Origin of the sequence: Rhizobium sp. BK529, from assembly GCF_014194105.1 — a bacterium.
Classification (GTDB): Bacteria; Pseudomonadota; Alphaproteobacteria; order Rhizobiales; family Rhizobiaceae; genus Rhizobium.
This window is the reverse complement of the sequence record NZ_JACIAU010000001.1, coordinates 1,367,470-1,385,379: the sequence shown is the minus strand read 5'-3', so window position 1 is coordinate 1,385,379 and position 17,910 is coordinate 1,367,470. Positions and strand designations below refer to the sequence as shown.

The window sequence follows — 17,910 nt, the reverse complement described above, 5'->3', positions numbered from 1 at the left end:
AATTAAATCCATCGGCTTTTATCGTTCGACCTAGCCACTGTCCAGCGAACAAACAAAACCGGCCGCATTCTCGTCACAGAATGCGGCCGGTTGGAATTCGATTCAGTTATGGCCGATCACATGTCGCCGGCGTCACCTGCATCGTCACCGGCGTCAGGGCCGCCATTCTGCAGGAAGCGGTCGGCGATCAGGCCGGCATTCTGGCGCAGCGCCGTTTCGATCTCGCGGGCGAGATCCGGATTGTCGCGCAGAAAGATCTTGGCGTTCTCGCGGCCCTGGCCGAGGCGCTGGCTGTTGTAGGAGAACCAGGCGCCGGACTTTTCGACGATGCCGGCCTTGACGCCGAGGTCGATGAGTTCGCCGGTCTTGGAAACGCCCTCGCCATACATGATGTCGAATTCGACCTGCTTGAAGGGAGGCGCCATCTTGTTCTTGACGACCTTGACGCGCGTCTGGTTGCCGATCACCTCTTCGCGTTCCTTCACCTGGCCGATGCGGCGGATGTCGAGGCGGACGGAGGCGTAGAACTTGAGGGCGTTGCCGCCCGTCGTCGTTTCCGGCGAACCGAACATGACGCCAATCTTCATGCGGATCTGGTTGATGAAGATCACCATGCAGTTGGACTTGGAGATCGAGGCCGTCAGCTTGCGCAGCGCCTGGCTCATCAGGCGGGCCTGCATGCCCGGCAGGTTGTCGCCCATTTCGCCTTCGATTTCGGCGCGCGGCGTCAGCGCTGCGACCGAGTCGACGACGAGAACGTCGATAGCGCCGGAGCGCACCAGCGTGTCGGTGATTTCGAGTGCCTGTTCGCCGGTATCGGGCTGGGAGATCAGCAGGTTCTGCAGATCGACGCCGAGCTTGCGGGCGTAGACCGGATCGAGCGCATGTTCGGCGTCGACGAACGCGCAGATGCCGCCCTTCTTCTGGGATTCGGCAATGGTCTGCAGAGCGAGCGTCGTCTTACCGGAGCTTTCCGGACCGTAAATCTCGATGATACGACCCTTCGGCAGACCGCCAATGCCGAGCGCGATATCGAGGCTGAGAGAACCTGTGGAAACCGTTTCGATCTCGACGATGTTCTCGTTCGAGCCGAGTTTCATGATCGAGCCCTTGCCGAACGACCGCTCAATCTGTGAGAGTGCCGCTTCGAGCGCCTTGCTTTTGTCCACCGATTTGTCCTCTACGAGCCGCAATGAATTCTGAGACATTCGATCCACCTTTAGGTTATTGACGCTGCTCAAGCAATGTCGCCGCTGATGCGAAGTTTGTACTCCATTTGTTCTTATTTCGCAATGGGGTTGCAAATAATTGAAAGAAAAAGGTAAAACGGCCTGTGTTCTATTTTTGTTTTATCGATGCAAAGCAACGGCTTAGTGTGCTTCGCCCCGTGAATGCGGCCACTTTGCCCGCCATTCGATTCGCTTCCGGAGTGCAGAAATGAGCGCTAAGATTCTCGTTCTCGGCGGCGCCCATATCGATCGCCGCGGCCGCATTTCCGGCGAGACGGCGCCGGGCGCCAGCAATCCCGGCACATGGTTCGAGGAACCCGGCGGCGGCGGCTTCAATGCGGCGCGCAATCTCGCCCGCCTCGGATTCGACGTGACGATGATTTCACCGCGCGGCGGCGACCCGATCGGCGAGATGGTGAGCGAGGCGGCGGACTTTGCCGGGATTAACGACCGCCCCTTCGTTTTCCTCGACCGCAAGACGCCGAGCTATACGGCGATCATCGAGAGGGACGGCAATCTGGTCATCGCGCTTGCCGATATGGATCTCTATCGATTCTTTGCACCGCGGCGGCTGTCGATCCGCTGGGTGCGTGACGCTTTCGCCGCCACCGATTTCATCCTCTTCGATGCCAATCTGCCCGAGGAAACAGCTGTCGCCATCGTTGCGAAAGCCAAGGCACTCGGCAGGCCGGTTGCGGCTATCGCCATCTCGCCGGCAAAGGTGGTGCGCCTCCTGCCCTGCCTCGACGGTATCGACTATCTCTTCCTCAACGAGGCCGAGGCTGCGGCCCTTGTCGGCGACCGCCCGGACGATGCTGCCGGCTGGCCGTCGCTGCTCGGTGACATCGGTGTTGGCGGAGCGGTCGTCACCCGCGGCCAGCGCGAGCTCGTCGCCTTCAAGGAAGGCCGTGCGCTCGTCCTGCAGCCGCCGATTTCCGACACTGTCGCCGATGTCACCGGTGCGGGAGATTCGCTTGCAGCCGGTACGCTCTCCGCCCTGATGCTCGGCTTGCCGCTCGAAGAAGCGGTTCGTCATGGCGCTGCTGCCGCAGCATTGACCGTCCAGTCATCGCATGCCGTGAACGAAAATCTTTCGCCTGACCTGCTCCGCGACATGCTTTCGCTTGTCCCGGCGGCGAGAATTCTGCATTGAAGCCGCTAAATCGATAAACGGATACGGATCATGACCAAACCCATCTCACCTCAGCTGCCGATTTCCTATTCGAAGGAAGTGGCCGCCGCCAAGCAGCGCGGCGCCCCGATCGTGGCGCTCGAATCGACCATCATCACCCATGGCATGCCCTACCCCGGCAATATCGAGATGGCGCGCAGCGTCGAATCGATCATCCGCGATCAGGGTGCCGTTCCCGCCACCATCGCCGTCATTCATGGCAGGCTGCATATTGGCCTCGAGGCTGCCGAACTGGAGCAGCTTGCCCAGGCCAAGGATGTCATGAAAGTTTCGCGCGCCGATATCGCCTTCGCGATCGCCGAACGCCGCACCGGGGCGACGACAGTAGCCGCCACGATGATTGCGGCGGCGCTTGCCGGCATCAAGGTCTTCGCCACCGGCGGCATCGGCGGCGTGCACCGCGGTGCTGAAGAAACCTTCGATATCTCTGCCGACCTCGAAGAGCTCGCCCGCACCGGCGTCATTGTCGTCTGCGCCGGCGCCAAGGCGATCCTCGATATTCCGAAGACGCTGGAAGTGCTGGAAACGCGTGGCGTACCCGTCGTTACCTATGAAAGCGACGAATTCCCGGCCTTCTGGTCGCGCTCGTCGGGCATCCGCAGCCCGTTGACGCTGAACAGTCCGGCGGCGATCGCCAATTTCCAGACCACGCGCGAACAGCTTGGCATCGAAGGCGGCATGCTGATCGCCAACCCGGTCCCGGAAGCCGACGAAATTGCTCGCGAGGAAATGGAAATCTATATCGAACGCGCCCTCGACAGCGCCGAGCGTGACGAAATCACCGGCAAGGCGGTAACGCCGTACCTGCTGAGCACGATCTTCGACCTGACGGATGGTCAGAGCCTGAAGACGAATATTGCGCTGGTGGAGAACAACGCTCGCCTGGCGGCCGAAATCGCCGTCGCACTCGGCGAATAAAGCCAGGGCGGACGGGTTTCGCCAGCAATTACATCGTGGAAAGACGTGAGGGGCGCACAGCGCCCCTTGTTCGTCTCAGCTATCCAGCGTCTCTTTCACCGCCACAGCCAGTTGCTTCAGCGAGAACGGCTTCGGCAGGAAGCCGAACTTGGCTTCCGGCGGCAGGTTGCGGGCGAATGCGTCTTCAGCGTAACCGGACACGAAGATGAATTTCAGGTCCGGATATTTCTTGCGTAGCTCACGCAGCAACGATGGCCCGTCCATCTCGGGCATGACAACGTCGGAGACGACGATATCAACCTTGCCTTCGAGTTCATCCATGATGTCGAGCGCTTCCACACCCGAGCCCGCCTCATAGACGGTATAGCCGCGCGTCTCCAACATGCGCTTGCCGCCGCGCCGCACTGCTTCCTCGTCCTCGACGAGAAGGATGACGGCCGAACCCGTCAGGTCTTCCGGCTGCTTCGGCTGAACGAGTTCCACTACATTTGCACCGCCTGAAGCAACTGCCTGATCCGAAGCTTCCGCTTCCGTGGCAACGGCCGGCTCGGCGATATGGCGCGGCAGGAAGATGCGGAAGGTGGTGCCCTTGCCGACTTCCGATTCCGGCTGGATGTAGCCGCCGGACTGCTTGACGATGCCATAGACCATGGCAAGGCCGAGACCGGTGCCCTTGCCCACTTCTTTGGTGGTGAAGAAGGGCTCGAAGATCTTGTCCATGATCTCGGGCGCAATGCCGGTGCCGGTATCGGTCACTTCTACGAGCACCATGTCCTCATGCGGCATGTAGGAATAGTTGAAGGCGGCGACTTCGGCGGCCGGCAAATTACGGGTACGCAGCGTCAGCGTGCCGCCCTGGGGCATCGCATCGCGGGCATTGACGCAGAGATTGATCAGCACCTGCTCGAATTGCGACAGATCGGTTTTCACAGGCCAGAGATCGCGGCCATATTCGACGTCGAGTTTGACATTGGTGCCCGAAATCAGCCGGTCGACCAGCATGCGCAGATCACCGACGACATCGGTGAGGTTGAGCACCGTCGGCCGCATCGTCTGCTTGCGCGAGAAGGCGAGCAACTGGCGTACCAGTACCGCCGCGCGGTTGGCGTTGCGTTTGATTTCTATCAGATCGGCGAAGCTTGCATCCGAAGGCCTCGCCTGCAGCAGCAGATGGTCGGAGGAAAGCAGGATTGCCGTCAGCACGTTGTTGAAGTCATGCGCGATGCCGCCGGCGAGCGTACCGACCGCATTCATCTTCTGCGTCTGCGCCATCTGCGCTTCGAGCGCCTTCTGCTCGGTCACTTCGACCGCATAGACGATTGCCGCCTCTTCCGGCGCCTCGTCCGACTGGTCGATGACGGCATTCACATAGAAGCGGAAGAAACGCGCCTCATCGGTCGGCGTGCGGGAATCGATCGGCGCGATATCGCCTTGCCGGTCCTTTGCGGCGGCGAGCGCTGCAGCAATCTGCGGCCGGTCGCTCTCCTGCACGATGGTTTCCAGAAGTGCGCCGCGCTCAAGATCGTCACGCGAGACGATATTGGAAAAGAGTTTCAGGAAGGGCGCATTGGTGCGCAGGATCTTGCCGCGACCGTCGACCGAAGCAATCGCCATCGGTGTATTGTTGAAGAAACGCGTGAAACGCATGGCGGCGGCCGAGGCGGATTGCTCGTTCTCCTGGCCCGCATCGCGCGTCAGCACGATGGTGCGGCTTTCGCCGGGCGCACCGTCGCGCATGGAGGTGACGCGATGGATGATCTGCACCGGCAGGCTTTGGCCGTTCGATTTGCGCAGGTCGAGGTCCAGCGTCACGGTCTTCTTCAGGCCGGGTTCGGCCTGCACCGACTGGATCAGCGCCAGCCCTTCGCCCGCGACGAGATCGCCGATATTCATCGAGCCTGGCATGAATTTCGTCAGGTCCAGACCCAGCCATTCGGCAAGCGTGGCATTGAGATAGAAGATTTCGCCCTTGCGTCCGGCCGAGAAGAAGCCAGCCGGCGCGTGGTCGAGATAGTCGATCGCGTTCTGCAGTTCCTTGAAAAAGCGCTCCTGGTCTTCGCGCTCGGTGGTGATATCGGTAATCTGCCAGATCTGCAGCGGCTTGCCGTCGCCGTCTTCCGGCTTCAGCAGCCGCGCCTTCAGGCGATACCAGTGCGCGCCGGCGCTGCCCCCCGGTCCGACGGCGCGCAACAGGCGGAATTCCTCGCGGCCTTCCCGGCCTTCGCGCAGACCGTTCACCAGCCGGTAAAGCGCTTCATTCGATTCGCGATGGCGCGACAGCAGGGTTTCCAGGGTCTGCACCTCGGTCGCCTTGCGGGCGCCGGTCAATGCGCCGTAAGCGGCATTGGCATAGACGATGCGGCCTTTTTCGTCCGTGATCAACGTCCCGTCGGGATGGCTGTTCAGAAAGGCGCGCGCCAGGCCGTCGGATTGGCGCTGCGGCATCACTTCGATAAAGCCGATTACCGAGGAGACGAGGAAAAAGATGCCGACCATGGCAAGCACGCCAAGCCCGCCAAGAACCAATTCATTGCCGAGCGAATCCTTGAAGAGGACGAAGGCTGCCGCTGCCGCAATCAGCACGATTGCCAGCAGAATGATGCGTAGCGCCGTGCCAGAACGCCCCCCGCGATCCACAAGCGGCGCGTTATAGTCATCGACCTGACGCGATTTCGTCATCTATTCCTCGCATAAGCCTGACCTGCCGCGCTTGTAACACCGTTGCGAAGCGGGAATCAGGCATTCTTTTTCTTCTTACCAACTTGCTGCGCCCTCAAAAACAGCAGGCTTTCGTCAGACTGCTTGAATTCACAGGCAAACGCGCCAGTTTGCCCCGTAACCCCGTTCTACCAAATAGGTTGCACAACAGGAAATCGCGTCCGCCGGTGACTGGACAGACCCGCCGGCTCTTGCCTAAGGAGCGGAAAAGTCGTCTGTTGTGCCATGATGCGAAATGGAGTGAGTGCCTATGTTCGATGATGTTGTAGGGGCTTACGGTAGCCGCTTCCTGCTTGCCGCCGGTGGTGTCGGCATTGCGCTTGTCCTGCTCATTCTCGTTCTGTGGTATCTGCGCGGCCGCGCGCCTTCGCCGTTCGTTCGCGGCGGCCGCAACCGCCAGCCTCGCCTGCAGGTGCTCGACGCCGCAGCCGTCGATGCCCGACGCCGCCTGGTGCTCGTGCGCCGCGACAATGTCGAACATCTCGTCATGATTGGCGGCCCGACCGACATCGTCATCGAAAGCCGCATCCTGCCGGAATCCGAAGCAGAGACGGCTTCTGAGTTCCGCCCGCAGCCGGTCGAGGACCGCCCAGCCGTCCGGGAGCGCCCGGCCGCCGCCATCCAGACGCGGCGTGAACCTCCGCCTGCCCCGCAACTGCGGCCGCAGCCGATTGCGCCGCCTGCAGCCGCAAGCGCCGAGCCCGATTTAGAAGCCTACAGCCCGGCGCCCGCCCCTGTCATCGCGCCGCCAGCCGAGCCCGTTCGCCAGCGTCCCGAGCCTCCGGTCGTTGCGCCGGCGGTCGCCCCGCCGATGTCGGCCCAGCAAACGTCTGCGCAGCAAATGTTGGGCCAGCATGTCTCTGCCCAACAGGTGCCGACGCCGCAGGTCTTCGCTCCGCCGCTCACAGCCGAGCGTGACAACCCGCAGCGTTTGGCTCAGATTCAGCAGCGCCAGCCGGAACGGTCCGCTCCGGTGCCCGATACGGCAAACGCCGCCGATATTCTCGATGCAGCCCGCCAGCGCGTGTTGCCGCAGCAGCGCATCGAGCCGGAGGTCTCCGCGCCGCCGGCACAGAGCATCCCCGCCGTATCGGGCGGAGCGCCGGTAGCAGCGGAGGATGGCGAAGCGCAATCTGCTGCCATCCGCCGGGATTTCCAGCGCGTGCTTGATGAGGAGATATTGGCTAATCCGGCCGCCGAGCGCGTGGTTCCCGCACCCAACGCATCTCCGGTCCGCCCTGCCCAGCAGCCCGGCCCCTCTCAGCAGCCCGGTTCGATGCCGCGCCGCGACCCTGAAATGGCGCCGATCACAGGTGCGGATGCAGCGCTTCAGAAGGAAGTTGCCCGCATATTCGGCGAGATGAGCGTTAACCGCGACAAATAAGGAACGGGGCCACTGAGCCCCAGGTAAAACTATGCAAACAAAAAAGGCACTGCGTTTCGTCTCGCAGTGCCTTTTTCATGTCCGTTTTTGGAAGCGCCTATTCGTCCCGATAAACCTTTTCACGGCGCTCGTGGCGTTCCTGCGCCTCGATCGACAGCGTGGCGATCGGGCGGGCATCCAGACGCTTGAGGCCGATCGGTTCGCCGGTTTCCTCGCAGTAGCCGTAGGTGCCATCTTCAATGCGCTGCAAGGCTGCGTCGATCTTGGAGATCAGCTTTCTCTGGCGGTCGCGGGCACGAAGTTCGATGGCCCGGTCGGTTTCGGAGGATGCGCGGTCTGCGAGGTCAGGGTGATTTGCGCTTTCTTCGGCCAGATGGTCGAGTGTTTCGCGCGCTTCTCTAAGGATATCGTTTTTCCAGGCGACCAGCTTGGCTCTGAAATAAGCGCGCTGGTTCGTGTTCATGAACTCCTCGTCTTCCGAGGGAACATAATTGCTAAGATCGATCTTCTCACTCAACGCGATTCTCCTGAAGAACATCTCATCTGGCGGGGTGTATATCCCAAGCGCTATCAGCGATTCAAGCCAAATAAGACAGGTAAACAGATTTTTAAATCTGTCATAAATTTGAGCTAACGGTCTATTTTCTCACCATTATTCGGAGTGGTGATTCGCGGTTCGCATTCAAAATGGCGTGTCGCCACCGCCCTTTTGCGCTCGTGAAAGCCTTTCGACAGTTGACGTCGCCGGACCGCAGCCGCTACTTAAAAGGCTCCGCTCGAAGCTGGATTTGCCCATGGTCGCCCTCCTGCCTCCACCGCACCGGATCTACCTCCTCCGTCATGCCCAAGCTGTCCAAGCCGAGCCCGGACAGCGCGATTTCGACCGCCCGCTGAGCGAGAAGGGTTTCGGCGACGCCGAGATCGTTGCCGACCGTGCTGCCGACAAAGGCTACCGTCCGGATATTCTGATCAGCTCGACGGCGCTTCGCTGCCGCGACACTGCAGAGGCCGTGCACCGCGCCATGGGCGAAACGCTCGACATGCGCTTCGTCGATACGCTCTATAACGCCTCGGTCGATACCTATCTTGAAATCCTCGACGCGCAGGATGCGACGAGCGTCATGCTCGTCGGCCATAACCCGACAATGGAACAAGTCCTGTCGGCGCTGATCGGCCAAAAGGCTATGGCAGGCTCTGTGCCGAAGGGATTCCCGACGGCCGGTCTCGCCGTCATCGACTACGTCGCCACGACTTCGGCCTGGCGTCTCGCAGATTTCGTCATCGACTAGGAGCTCCAAGCTCTTTTGCGCCGCTTCTTTTTCAGGCTGCGGCGATTTCCTATATTGCGGGCCTATATTGTGGGCACTGCCATCAGGGATCCCGATTTGCCGCTACGCCTGACATCCTTTGCCGACGATGCGCTGATCGCGCTGGATAATCTTGCAGACCGCGCCAGCGGTCTCGTCAATCCGACCATCCGGCTTGGCGTTACCGGCCTTTCCCGCTCCGGAAAGACCGTCTTCATCTCCTCGCTCGTCCATAACCTCCTGCATGGTGGCCGCCTACCGCTCTTCGAGGCGGTTCAGTCCGGTCGCGTTTCGGCTGTGCGTCTCGAGCCGCAGCCCGATGATGCCGTGCCGCGTTTCCAGTATGAGGATCACATCCGTGCGCTGGTGAAAGAGCGCATCTGGCCGGATTCGACGCGCGCGATCTCCGAACTGCGCATCACGCTGGACTATCAGAGCGCCAGTTCCTGGACGCGCATGTTTTCGCCGGGCCGTCTGTCGATCGACATCGTCGATTATCCCGGCGAGTGGCTGCTCGACCTGCCGCTGCTCGGCAAGGATTTCCGCAGCTTCAGCGAGGAGACGATCGCACTTGCCGCGACCGGCATCCGCGCTGAACTGTCGAGCGCATGGCTGGCGCTGACCAGAGCAACCGATATCAACGCGTCAGCCGACGAAATGGTCGCCCGCGACCTCGCGACCAGCTTCGCCGACTATCTGAAGGCCTGCAAGGCCGACGAGCGATCGTTGTCCACCCTTCCCCCCGGCCGCTTCCTGCTCCCCGGCGATCTCGATGGCTCGCCTGCGCTGACCTTTGCGCCGCTTGCCCTGCCCCCGGGGGGCCGGCCCGACCGCGGTTCGCTCTGGGCGATGATGGAGCGCCGCTACGAGGCTTATAAGTCCGTTGTGGTCAAACCCTTCTTCCGCGAGCATTTCGCGCGGCTCGACCGGCAGATCGTGCTGGTCGATGCGCTGCAGGCAATGAACCGCGGCCCGGAAGCCGTGCAGGATCTGGAACGTGCGCTGACCGATGTGCTCGCCTGCTTCCGCCCCGGCACCAATTCCATCCTGTCCTCGCTGCTTGGCCGTCGCATCGACCGCGTACTGGTTGCCGCCACCAAGGCTGACCATCTGCACCATGAAAGCCATGACCGGCTGGACCGGCTGACGCGCCGCCTCGTCGATCGCGCCATCGACCGGATCGGCATGGCCGGCGCCGGCATCGACGTCATGGCGCTTGCCTCGGTGCGCGCCACGCGGGAGGCCACCGTGCGCCGGGATGGCCACGACCTGCCGGTCATTGTCGGCACGCCCATGGCAGGCGAAAAGATCGCTGGCGAGACCTTCGACGGCGAGCGCAAGACTGCAATTTTTCCCGGCGATCTGCCGGAAAACCCCGAGACCCTGTTCGAGCGCATCGAAGCCGGCGATGGCTCTGTCGAACTGCCCGATGTCAATGTCGTGCGCTTTCGCCCGCCGCAACTCGAGGAAACCGGCGGCGGCATAAAACTCTCGGTGCCGCATATCCGCCTCGACCGCGCCATGCAGTTCCTGTTTGGAGATCGCCTCGCATGAGCAAGCCGCCGATCGACCAGCCCAATCCGCCGCGCCGGGCGCCAGCCGCCTTCACTTATGAGGAAGACAATGCGGCGACCGAAACCCCGCGCCCAGAAACCCCGCGTGCAGAGCGTCGCAAGCCGGCAAGTTTCTCCGGCGAAGTAGTGCTGACGCCAGATGAGGAAGATCCCTTCCTTAATCCGGAGCAGGATCTGAGCCCGCTACCGGTCGCAGCCCCGCGCAAACGCCGTACCTCCTTTGCCGGCATTGCCGCAGGCGCCTTCGGCATTCTGCTGTCGCTCGCCTTCGGCCTGTGGACCGACCGGCTGATCCGAGATCTCTTCAGCCGTGCCGACTGGCTGGGTTATGCTGCACTTGCCGTCCTTGCGATCGGCATCCTCGCCGTCATCGCCATCGTCATCCGGGAGACGGCGGGCATGATGCGGCTTGCCGCGGTGCAGACCATCAAGGCTGAAGCCGACGCCGCAATCCTGGAAACCCGCCCGGCCAAGGCCCGTGCCGTCGTTTCCCGTCTCACTGGCCTGCTGGGCGACAAGCCGGAAACCGCCAAGGGCCGCGCCACACTGAAGGCGACCGAAGGCGAGGTCATCGATCCCCCGCATCTGATTGCGCTTGCCGAGCGTGAACTGCTTGGCCCGCTGGATCGGCGCGCCCGCGCGCTGATCGTCAATTCCTCCAAGCGCGTCTCGATCGTCACGGCGGTCAGCCCGCGCGCAGTCGTTGATTTGCTCTATGTGCTCTTTGAGGCCGCGCGTCTGATTCGCGCCATGGCCGAGCTCTATGGCGGTCGGCCTGGCACGCTCGGCATGCTGAGATTGATGCGCGACGTGCTTGCGCATCTCGCCGTGACCGGCTCGATTGCCGTCGGCGACAGCCTTGTGCAGCAAGTACTAGGCCATGGGCTCGCCTCGAAGCTTTCAGCCCGACTGGGCGAAGGTGTCGTCAATGGATTGATGACGGCTCGCATTGGCATTGCCGCCATGGATCTCTGCCGCCCGCTGACATTCCGCGCGCTCAAACGGCCGGGAATCGGCGATTTCATCGGCGACCTGACGCCTTCGATGACTGCGCGCAACGGTAATCCCTAAACCGAACTCCTGATTTCGACATATTCACGCCTTCTTGCTCACGGCGTTAAAAATTCCAGCGGATTCAATGTGCTGAAGGCGCAGGCTGAGAAGCCTTGCCTTACGAAAGCCCTGGATCTCAACGCATTTCGGCGCGCCGGAAAGAAAGCGTTAACCATTCTCCGGCAAAACTTCCTGTCAGTTCCCGAGTGGTGTTTGCCAAGGAAAATTCATGTACTCGCGCAAGTTTCTTTTCGTATGCGGCCTGGCCGCCGCGGCATTGTCTCCGGTCGCAGACGTCACGTCCAACGCCACAGCGGCAACCCGCGACAAAGCCTTCTTCGAATCCGTCGCCGGCACCTGGAAAGGTCCGGGCGAAATCGTTGCCGGCAAGTACAAAGGCACGAAATTCACCTGCAATCTCGTCGGTTCGCCGGCCGAAGATTCCACTGCCGGCATCAAGCTTGACGGCACCTGCCGGGTCGGCGTCTTCAAGCAGCCGATGACCGCCGTGATTTCCCAGTCCGGCTCCACCTATAAGGGCAAGTTCCTGGATGGTGCCGAAGGCAAGGGCCTCGACATCGTCTCGGGCGCCGTCACCGATGACACAGTCGTCGTCGGCATCAATCGCTCCAAGCTGAATGGCGCCATGATCGCCCGCGTTCGCGACGACAAGACCATGAACGTCACCGTTTCGGTCAAGGTCGAAAGCCAGATGATCCCGGTCATCGGCCTGACGCTGACCCGCCAGGTCGACGAAATGGCGGTTGGCTCGATCGAATAAGGCCATTTGCCGCAACGGATTTTCCTGAAGCGGCGGTTTTCCGCCGCTTTTGCTTTTCTTGGAACGAAGACGTGAAAAAAGCCCGCTTCTGCGGGCTCCTTTCCATTTGGTCAGATCTTTTACTACGAGTTTTTATGGCTTTGCTGACCGGCTTTCACATGCTGTTCATGCGTGCCGCCGCGGGTACCCGAACTGGATTGATTGCCGGCAGACGAAGCCTGTTGTGAACTGGCATTCTTGTGGCTTTGCTGACCTGCCTTGACGTGCTGTTCGTGTGAACCGCCTTGGTTTGCCATGATCAATTCTCCTTTCTCATGATTGTGAGATCGGCTCATCGCCGCCTCGGTAAGGAGAACTATGCGAGCCCGCTCTCGTTCCCGATTTTAATATTTCGTGAAGTCCACAGGATCATTTCCGCATCTGCGCCGTTCTGCGACAGCAACAATGGAGAAATGCGATGAAGGCCCTCACCTGGCATGGCAAACACGATATTCGCTGCGAGAGCGTCCCCGATCCTAGCATTCAGGATGGCCGCGATGCGATCATCAAGGTCACTGCCTGCGCGATCTGCGGCTCCGATCTTCACCTTTTTGATGGTGTCATGCCTGAGATGCGCAGCGGCGATGTCATGGGGCATGAAACCATGGGCGAGGTCGTCGAAGTCGGCAAAGAGAACAACAAGCTCAAGGTCGGCGATCGTGTCGTCGTGCCCTTCACCATCTCCTGCGGCGAATGTTTCTTCTGCAAGCGTGGCTTCTTCTCGGGATGCGAGCGCAGCAATCCTGACGCATCGAAGGTGCGCAAATTATGGGGCAACTCGCCTGCCGGCCTCTTCGGTTATTCGCATCTGCTCGGCGGCTACAGCGGCGGACAGGCGGAATATCTGCGCGTGCCTTATGCCGATGTCGGCCCCATCAAGGTTCCGGATGGGCTGACCGACGAACAGGTTCTTTTCCTCTCCGACATTTTCCCGACAGGCTACATGGCAGCCGATTTCTGCAACATCCAACCTGGCGATACGATCGCTGTCTGGGGTTGCGGCCCGGTCGGTCAGATGGCAATCAAATCTGCCTTCATTCTCGGCGCCGAACGCGTCATCGCTGTCGATACCGTGCCGGAGCGGCTTGCGCTGGCCGAAGCTTCAGGCGCCATCGTCCTCGATTTCATGGACGAAGATATCTACGACAGGCTCATGGATCTGACGAACGGCCGCGGAGCCGACGCGTGTATCGATGCTGTCGGAACCGAGGCCGAGGCTGCCGCTAGCTGGGATTCAAGGCTCGACCGCATCAAGGTCGCCACCTTCATGGGCACGGATCGGCCGCATGTTCTTCGCCAGGCGATCCATTGCTGCCGGAACTTCGGCACCGTCTCCATCGTCGGTGTCTATGGTGGCTTTCTCGACAAGATTCCCATGGGGTCCGCCATCAACCGTGGCCTGACGTTCAAGATGGCCCAGACGCCGGTGCAGCGTTACCTCCCGCTTCTGATGGAGCGCATTGAAAAGGGCGAGATCGATCCATCCTTCGTCATCACGCATCGGGCGTCCCTTGAAGATGGACCTGATCTCTACAAGACATTCCGCGACAAACAGGACGGCTGCATCAAGGTCGTCCTCAAGCCATAAGGAGAACAAGATGGCTGATACTGCATCGACCAAGGGTCTCGCCGTCGTCACGGGCGCCTCGACAGGAATTGGCTACGAGCTTGCCAAATGTGCGGCACAGGATGGCTACGATCTCATCATTGCCGCCGATGAATCCCGCATTCTCCAGGCAGGCGCAAACCTCAAGGAATTCGGCGTGAGCGTCGAGGCGTTCGATACCGATCTATCGACCGTTCAGGGCGTCGACAAGCTGATGGAACGCGTCGAAGCCGATGGCCGATCAGTCGATCTGCTGATGGCGAACGCGGGCCGCGGCCTCGGCAAGGGATTTCTGGATCAGGATTTTACCGAGGCGCGCAAGGTCGTCGACACCAATATCACCGGCACAATCTATCTGGTCCAGCAGATCGGCAATCACATGCGGGCGCGCGGGCAAGGACGCATCCTTCTCACCGGCTCTATTGCCGGTTTCATGCCGGGTTCTTATCAAGCCGTCTATAACGGCACGAAGGCCTTCATCAACAGCTTCTCATTTGCTCTGCGCGAAGAGCTGAAGGACAGCGGCGTCACGGTGAGCTGCCTGATGCCTGGTCCGACCGAAACCGAGTTCTTCAGGCGGGCGGACCTGATGGATACGTCTATCGGCCAAGCGAAGAAAGATGACCCGGTCGACGTGGCCCGCATCGGCTATGATGCCATGCTAGACGGCGAAGGCGATGTCGTCAGCGGCTGGAAGAATAAACTGCAAGCCGCCGTCGCCAACGTCACCCCCGCCAGCATGCTGGCCCACCAGCACGCGAAAATGGCTGAGCCGGGTTCGGGTACAAAATAAAACCTGTTCATGGCCATGCAAAGCAACGGAGATCAATGCGATGAACGCGACCAATACGGATACGGAAACCAAGAGCCTGAAGCTCGCCAAGGAATATCTGCGCCTCGGCGGTCACCGCCGCTCTAAGATCGACGACAACATCACCACCGTGCGCCAGTGGGAGGAGGATCCGCCGGAGGCCGAGCGCTTCTGGCAGGAACAGGTACAGCCCCTATCCCCCGCCGACCGCAAGCAGGTCGAGGACTTCCTTCCTACCATCAACTCGCCTTGAAAGCTGGAAGTTAGGGCCCGATGTCCGACAGCTGGATCCATCTCTGCATCGATATGCAGAGAATGTTCGCGGAGCAGACGCCGTGGCATGTGCCATGGATGGCGACGGTGTCACCGCAGATCGTCGACCTTGCAGGCCGATATCCGGAGCGAACGGTTTTCACGCGCTTCATGCCCCCGCCGACCGCTGACGCCATGCCGGGCATGTGGAGGAACTACTACGAAAAATGGCCGATGATGACCGGCGAACGCTTGCTGCCGGAACTCATGGATATCGTCGCTGATCTGAAATCTTTCGTCCCGCCAGCCCGCATCTTCAGCAAGAGAACCTATTCTCCCTGGTTCGACGGGCGGCTGCATGAAATCTTCACCCGGGAAGAGGTAGAGACCATTGTCATTACTGGCGGCGAAACCGATGTCTGCGTGCTCGCTGCAGCACTGGGCGCGGTCGATCTCGGCTATCGGGTAATCCTGTTGAAAGACGCCGTCTGCAGCAGTGCTGACGAAACGCATGACGCGACGCTCGAATTGCTGGGCGGTCGTTTTTCGGTTCAGGTGGAGATCACCGAAACGGACGCATTCCTCTCCAGTCTCTGATCCGCTTCCCCTCACCCCTCGGAAAGATGCTCATGTTGCAGCTCACTTCGAGAATTGCAAAAAGCCCCGCGCGACGGGGCTTTTTTAGCATGCCTGAGTGGCTGCAGTGCGCTTTTATTGGCATTCCCCTTGCCTGTTGGGGCTGAGTTGCGCCGTGTTGTCGTTCTGCGTCGGCGAGGTGCCAGTCTTCGGCCGGCAATTGTCGTCATTGGCATTGCTGTTGCCGAGCGAGTTGTTGCCCGCATTGTTGCCGCCATTGACCGAACCGGTCGAATTGTTGTCAGTCCCGTTGCCGTTCTGCGAACCCGTGCCGCTCTGGCTATTCGTATTGCCGGACATGCCCGTACCGTTGCCGCCGGAATTGCTGCCGGCGCCGCCAGTACCGCTGCTCGACTGTGCGAAGGCCGACGTTGCCACGCCGAGAGTGAGCAACGATACTGCAATGATTTTCATGCGCATGATTTTCTCCTTGGGTTTCTTACCAAGGTTCAACCGGAGCGCTTCCAGAATGTTCCGTTCACAAAAAGTTCAAGAGCTTCGGCCATTTCAGGCCTTGTGCCACCAATTGCTGCTCTCGTCTGCGATCTCGATTCCCGCGATGTCGACACCAGCCAGCCAGTCGGCAACGGTCCTGCCCCGGACCAGGAGTTCCGGCGCGATGTCGGCGAGCGGCATCAGCACAAAGCCCCGCTCAGTCATGCGCGGATGCGGCAGTTCCAGCCTTGGCGCATCTTGCTCGACGCCCTCATAAGTCAGCACATCGATATCGAGCGTGCGTGGCCCCCAACGCTCGATGCGCTCTCGCTTCATTTCCCGCTCGATCGACAGGCAAAATTCAAGCAGCGCCTCAGGAGGAAGTCTTGTTTCCACCGCCGCACAGGAATTGAAGAAATAGGACTGGTCCGTTTTGCCCCATGGCGGCGTGCGGTAAAGCCGCGACACGGCAGCCACTCGGCAATCGGGATGGGAGGCCAGCGCCGCAAGCGCTGACGCGATGGACTTGACCGGATCGCCGATGTTGCCGCCCAGGCCCAGCGTTGCGAGACGGAACGAATTATCGGGCACGGTGCTCAACGGTCACCTGCACGAAGTCGAGCACTCCGGGGATCGGCGCATTCGGCTTGCGCACGGTGATCTTGGCCCTGATGATTTGCGGGAATTTTTTACAAAGCCCCTTGGCGATATCGAGCGCCAGCGCCTCGATCAGGTAGCGCCGCTGGCCGACGACGATCTCCTCGATGATGGTGAAGGCGGTGCCGTAATGCACGGTTTCGTCGATGGAGTCGCTTTCCAGCGCACTGCCCGCTTCCACTTCCAGTTCCGCATCGACGAAGAAGCGCTGGCCGAGAAATTCCTCCTCAGCGTGCACGCCGTGGCGGGCGAAGAAGGCGCAATTCTGCATCAGGATCGTATAGGTGCTCATCACGGCCTCCCCCTAGAGCGTGTCGCGCAAAACAGCGGTTTTGCGGTAACGACATGCGAAACAAAAGACTGAAAGCGTGTCGCGCAAGTGTACAACGAATTTGCGATAACGACATGCGTAAAAACAAAGACTTAAAGCGTGGCAGACAGATTCTGGAGATCGCTACCCGCTGTTTGAAGGTCATTCCGGGCGGCAAGCATAGCATCGGCTACGGCAAGTGCATCCCTATTGATTGCGACATTGTGTACCCGGAAAACAGCCGCACCCTTCAGCCGCAGGAGCACGCTTGTGGCTGCCGTCGCAACATCGCGCTCCGCCGGCTCCCGGCCGGTGACGGCGCCGAGGAACCGCTTGCGCGATGTGCCGGCAAGAAGCGGCAGCCCGAAGCGGTGCAGTTCTTCGAAACGTGCCATCAGTTCCAGGTTCTCGCCCGGCGTTTCCTTGGCAAAGCCGAAGCCGGGATCGAGCACGATCCGGTCGCGCAGGACGCCGGCGGCAGAAGCGATCTCCACCGAGCGTTCGAGGAAGAAGGCCTGGTCTTCGATGATATCGGCAAGCTTCTGCCGGTCGCGGCCCGTATGCATGATGCAGAGCCCTGCCCCGGTCTTGGCCGAGAGCGCGGCAATGGCCGGCTCCTTCTGCAGGCCGAAGACGTCGTTGACGATATGGGCGCCTGCACCGATGGCAAGCCGCGCCGTTTCCTCGCGATAGGTATCGATGGAAATCAACGCTTGCGTGCGTTTACTGAGGGCTTCGATGACGGGCAGCACACGCGCCTGTTCCTCCGCCGGGCCGACGAAGGCCGCATTAGGCCGCGTCGACTCACCGCCGATATCGAGGATCTCGGCGCCGTCTGCGACCGCCTGCAGCGCATGCTCGACGGCTTTGTCAACGTTCTGGTAACGCCCGCCGTCCGAAAAGGAATCCGGGGTTACGTTGACGATCGCCATGATCACCGAGCGCTTGCCGAGCTCGATCTCGCGGCCATGGGCCACACGCCATAAACTGCTGCCGAACTGCTTCACC

General features: G+C 60.9%; 19 protein-coding genes. 11 read left to right on the top strand and 8 right to left on the bottom strand.

Annotated elements, in window-relative coordinates:
* Positions 1-116: 116 nt before the first annotated feature.
* Positions 117-1,208 (bottom strand): recombinase RecA, encoded by a 1,092-nt coding sequence (gene recA, locus FHX08_RS07040; RefSeq protein ID WP_132651642.1) that lies wholly within the window; start codon positions 1,206-1,208, stop codon positions 117-119.
* A gap of 229 nt (positions 1,209-1,437) precedes the next feature.
* Here recA and FHX08_RS07035 point away from each other — a divergent pair, with 229 nt between their 5' ends.
* Positions 1,438-2,382 carry a carbohydrate kinase family protein gene (locus FHX08_RS07035; RefSeq protein WP_132651643.1) on the top strand — a complete coding sequence of 315 codons (945 nt, stop codon included), beginning with the start codon at positions 1,438-1,440 and terminating at the stop codon, positions 2,380-2,382.
* 30 nt (positions 2,383-2,412) lie between these two features.
* Positions 2,413-3,339, top strand: coding sequence for a pseudouridine-5'-phosphate glycosidase (locus FHX08_RS07030; protein ID WP_132651644.1), 927 nt, complete (start codon positions 2,413-2,415; stop codon positions 3,337-3,339).
* A gap of 75 nt (positions 3,340-3,414) precedes the next feature.
* Here the strand turns inward: FHX08_RS07030 and cckA are convergent, their stop codons facing one another.
* Positions 3,415-6,018: a cell cycle histidine kinase CckA gene (gene cckA / locus FHX08_RS07025; protein ID WP_132651645.1), complete on the bottom strand. Its 2,604-nt coding sequence runs from the start codon at positions 6,016-6,018 to the stop codon at positions 3,415-3,417.
* 289 nt (positions 6,019-6,307) lie between these two features.
* Between cckA and FHX08_RS07020 the strand changes: the two genes are divergently transcribed.
* Positions 6,308-7,441 carry a flagellar biosynthetic protein FliO gene (locus FHX08_RS07020; RefSeq protein ID WP_184327056.1) on the top strand — a complete coding sequence of 378 codons (1,134 nt, stop codon included), beginning with the start codon at positions 6,308-6,310 and terminating at the stop codon, positions 7,439-7,441.
* Positions 7,442-7,538: 97 nt separating this feature from the next.
* Here the strand turns inward: FHX08_RS07020 and dksA are convergent, their stop codons facing one another.
* Positions 7,539-7,958, bottom strand: coding sequence for an RNA polymerase-binding protein DksA (gene dksA, locus FHX08_RS07015; RefSeq protein ID WP_007826301.1), 420 nt, complete (start codon positions 7,956-7,958; stop codon positions 7,539-7,541).
* 277 nt (positions 7,959-8,235) lie between these two features.
* Here dksA and FHX08_RS07010 point away from each other — a divergent pair, with 277 nt between their 5' ends.
* The 4 genes from FHX08_RS07010 (at position 8,236) to FHX08_RS06995 (ending at position 12,156) form a co-directional block, all read left to right on the top strand.
* Positions 8,236-8,730 (top strand): histidine phosphatase family protein, encoded by a 495-nt coding sequence (locus FHX08_RS07010; RefSeq protein ID WP_132651647.1) that lies wholly within the window; start codon positions 8,236-8,238, stop codon positions 8,728-8,730.
* Between the two features lie 96 nt (positions 8,731-8,826).
* Entirely contained in the window at positions 8,827-10,302 is a 1,476-nt protein-coding gene (locus FHX08_RS07005) for a YcjX family protein (RefSeq protein ID WP_132651648.1), read from the top strand.
* The gene (locus FHX08_RS07000; RefSeq protein WP_132651649.1) at positions 10,299-11,393 is read left to right on the top strand and encodes a YcjF family protein; all 1,095 of its coding nucleotides are present in this window, start codon (positions 10,299-10,301) and stop codon (positions 11,391-11,393) included. The genes FHX08_RS07005 and FHX08_RS07000 overlap by 4 nt, the downstream gene beginning before the upstream one ends.
* A 211-nt stretch (positions 11,394-11,604) precedes the next feature.
* A complete protein-coding gene (locus FHX08_RS06995) occupies positions 11,605-12,156 on the top strand; it encodes a hypothetical protein (RefSeq protein ID WP_132651650.1) in 552 nt (183 codons plus the stop codon).
* A 122-nt stretch (positions 12,157-12,278) separates the two neighbouring features.
* Here the strand turns inward: FHX08_RS06995 and FHX08_RS06990 are convergent, their stop codons facing one another.
* Positions 12,279-12,452, bottom strand: coding sequence for a hypothetical protein (locus FHX08_RS06990; RefSeq protein ID WP_165911831.1), 174 nt, complete (start codon positions 12,450-12,452; stop codon positions 12,279-12,281).
* A 161-nt stretch (positions 12,453-12,613) separates the two neighbouring features.
* Here FHX08_RS06990 and FHX08_RS06985 point away from each other — a divergent pair, with 161 nt between their 5' ends.
* Genes FHX08_RS06985 through FHX08_RS06970 form a run of 4 tightly spaced genes read left to right on the top strand, consistent with a single transcriptional unit; the run spans position 12,614 to position 15,461 of the window.
* Positions 12,614-13,783 carry a zinc-dependent alcohol dehydrogenase gene (locus FHX08_RS06985; RefSeq protein WP_132651651.1) on the top strand — a complete coding sequence of 390 codons (1,170 nt, stop codon included), beginning with the start codon at positions 12,614-12,616 and terminating at the stop codon, positions 13,781-13,783.
* Between the two features lie 10 nt (positions 13,784-13,793).
* Positions 13,794-14,594 (top strand): SDR family NAD(P)-dependent oxidoreductase, encoded by an 801-nt coding sequence (locus FHX08_RS06980; protein ID WP_132651652.1) that lies wholly within the window; start codon positions 13,794-13,796, stop codon positions 14,592-14,594.
* Positions 14,595-14,625: 31 nt separating this feature from the next.
* Positions 14,626-14,865 carry a hypothetical protein gene (locus tag FHX08_RS06975; RefSeq protein ID WP_245508229.1) on the top strand — a complete coding sequence of 80 codons (240 nt, stop codon included), beginning with the start codon at positions 14,626-14,628 and terminating at the stop codon, positions 14,863-14,865.
* A 20-nt stretch (positions 14,866-14,885) separates the two neighbouring features.
* Positions 14,886-15,461, top strand: coding sequence for a cysteine hydrolase family protein (locus FHX08_RS06970; RefSeq protein WP_132651654.1), 576 nt, complete (start codon positions 14,886-14,888; stop codon positions 15,459-15,461).
* A 114-nt stretch (positions 15,462-15,575) separates the two neighbouring features.
* Here FHX08_RS06970 and FHX08_RS06965 read toward each other — a convergent pair whose 3' ends face one another.
* From FHX08_RS06965 to folP, 4 genes are all read right to left on the bottom strand, one after another.
* Positions 15,576-15,920 (bottom strand): hypothetical protein, encoded by a 345-nt coding sequence (locus FHX08_RS06965; protein WP_132651655.1) that lies wholly within the window; start codon positions 15,918-15,920, stop codon positions 15,576-15,578.
* 87 nt (positions 15,921-16,007) lie between these two features.
* Positions 16,008-16,535: a 2-amino-4-hydroxy-6-hydroxymethyldihydropteridine diphosphokinase gene (gene folK, locus FHX08_RS06960; RefSeq protein WP_210288177.1), complete on the bottom strand. Its 528-nt coding sequence runs from the start codon at positions 16,533-16,535 to the stop codon at positions 16,008-16,010.
* Positions 16,516-16,884, bottom strand: coding sequence for a dihydroneopterin aldolase (gene folB, locus FHX08_RS06955; RefSeq protein WP_132651657.1), 369 nt, complete (start codon positions 16,882-16,884; stop codon positions 16,516-16,518). Before folB ends, folK begins: the two co-directional genes overlap by 20 nt.
* Before the next feature lie 131 nt (positions 16,885-17,015).
* Positions 17,016-17,834 (bottom strand): dihydropteroate synthase, encoded by an 819-nt coding sequence (folP, locus tag FHX08_RS06950; RefSeq protein WP_245508230.1) that lies wholly within the window; start codon positions 17,832-17,834, stop codon positions 17,016-17,018.
* Positions 17,835-17,910 lie beyond the last annotated feature (76 nt).

Bases quoted from the DNA above. Each gene is read 5' to 3' on its own strand.
- FHX08_RS06970 (WP_132651654.1), top strand. From the start codon at position 14,886: ATGTCCGACAGCTGGATCCATCTCTGCATCGATATGCAGAGAATGTTC.
- FHX08_RS06995 (WP_132651650.1), top strand. From the start codon at position 11,605: ATGTACTCGCGCAAGTTTCTTTTCGTATGCGGCCTGGCCGCCGCGGCA.
- cckA (WP_132651645.1), bottom strand. From the start codon at position 6,018: ATGACGAAATCGCGTCAGGTCGATGACTATAACGCGCCGCTTGTGGAT.
- FHX08_RS07030 (WP_132651644.1), top strand. From the start codon at position 2,413: ATGACCAAACCCATCTCACCTCAGCTGCCGATTTCCTATTCGAAGGAA.
- FHX08_RS06980 (WP_132651652.1), top strand. From the start codon at position 13,794: ATGGCTGATACTGCATCGACCAAGGGTCTCGCCGTCGTCACGGGCGCC.
- FHX08_RS07000 (WP_132651649.1), top strand. From the start codon at position 10,299: ATGAGCAAGCCGCCGATCGACCAGCCCAATCCGCCGCGCCGGGCGCCA.
- FHX08_RS07010 (WP_132651647.1), top strand. From the start codon at position 8,236: ATGGTCGCCCTCCTGCCTCCACCGCACCGGATCTACCTCCTCCGTCAT.
- recA (WP_132651642.1), bottom strand. From the start codon at position 1,208: ATGTCTCAGAATTCATTGCGGCTCGTAGAGGACAAATCGGTGGACAAA.
- FHX08_RS06990 (WP_165911831.1), bottom strand. From the start codon at position 12,452: ATGGCAAACCAAGGCGGTTCACACGAACAGCACGTCAAGGCAGGTCAG.
- FHX08_RS06985 (WP_132651651.1), top strand. From the start codon at position 12,614: ATGAAGGCCCTCACCTGGCATGGCAAACACGATATTCGCTGCGAGAGC.
- FHX08_RS07020 (WP_184327056.1), top strand. From the start codon at position 6,308: ATGTTCGATGATGTTGTAGGGGCTTACGGTAGCCGCTTCCTGCTTGCC.
- folP (WP_245508230.1), bottom strand. From the start codon at position 17,834: ATGGCGATCGTCAACGTAACCCCGGATTCCTTTTCGGACGGCGGGCGT.
- FHX08_RS07035 (WP_132651643.1), top strand. From the start codon at position 1,438: ATGAGCGCTAAGATTCTCGTTCTCGGCGGCGCCCATATCGATCGCCGC.
- folB (WP_132651657.1), bottom strand. From the start codon at position 16,884: ATGAGCACCTATACGATCCTGATGCAGAATTGCGCCTTCTTCGCCCGC.
- FHX08_RS06965 (WP_132651655.1), bottom strand. From the start codon at position 15,920: ATGCGCATGAAAATCATTGCAGTATCGTTGCTCACTCTCGGCGTGGCA.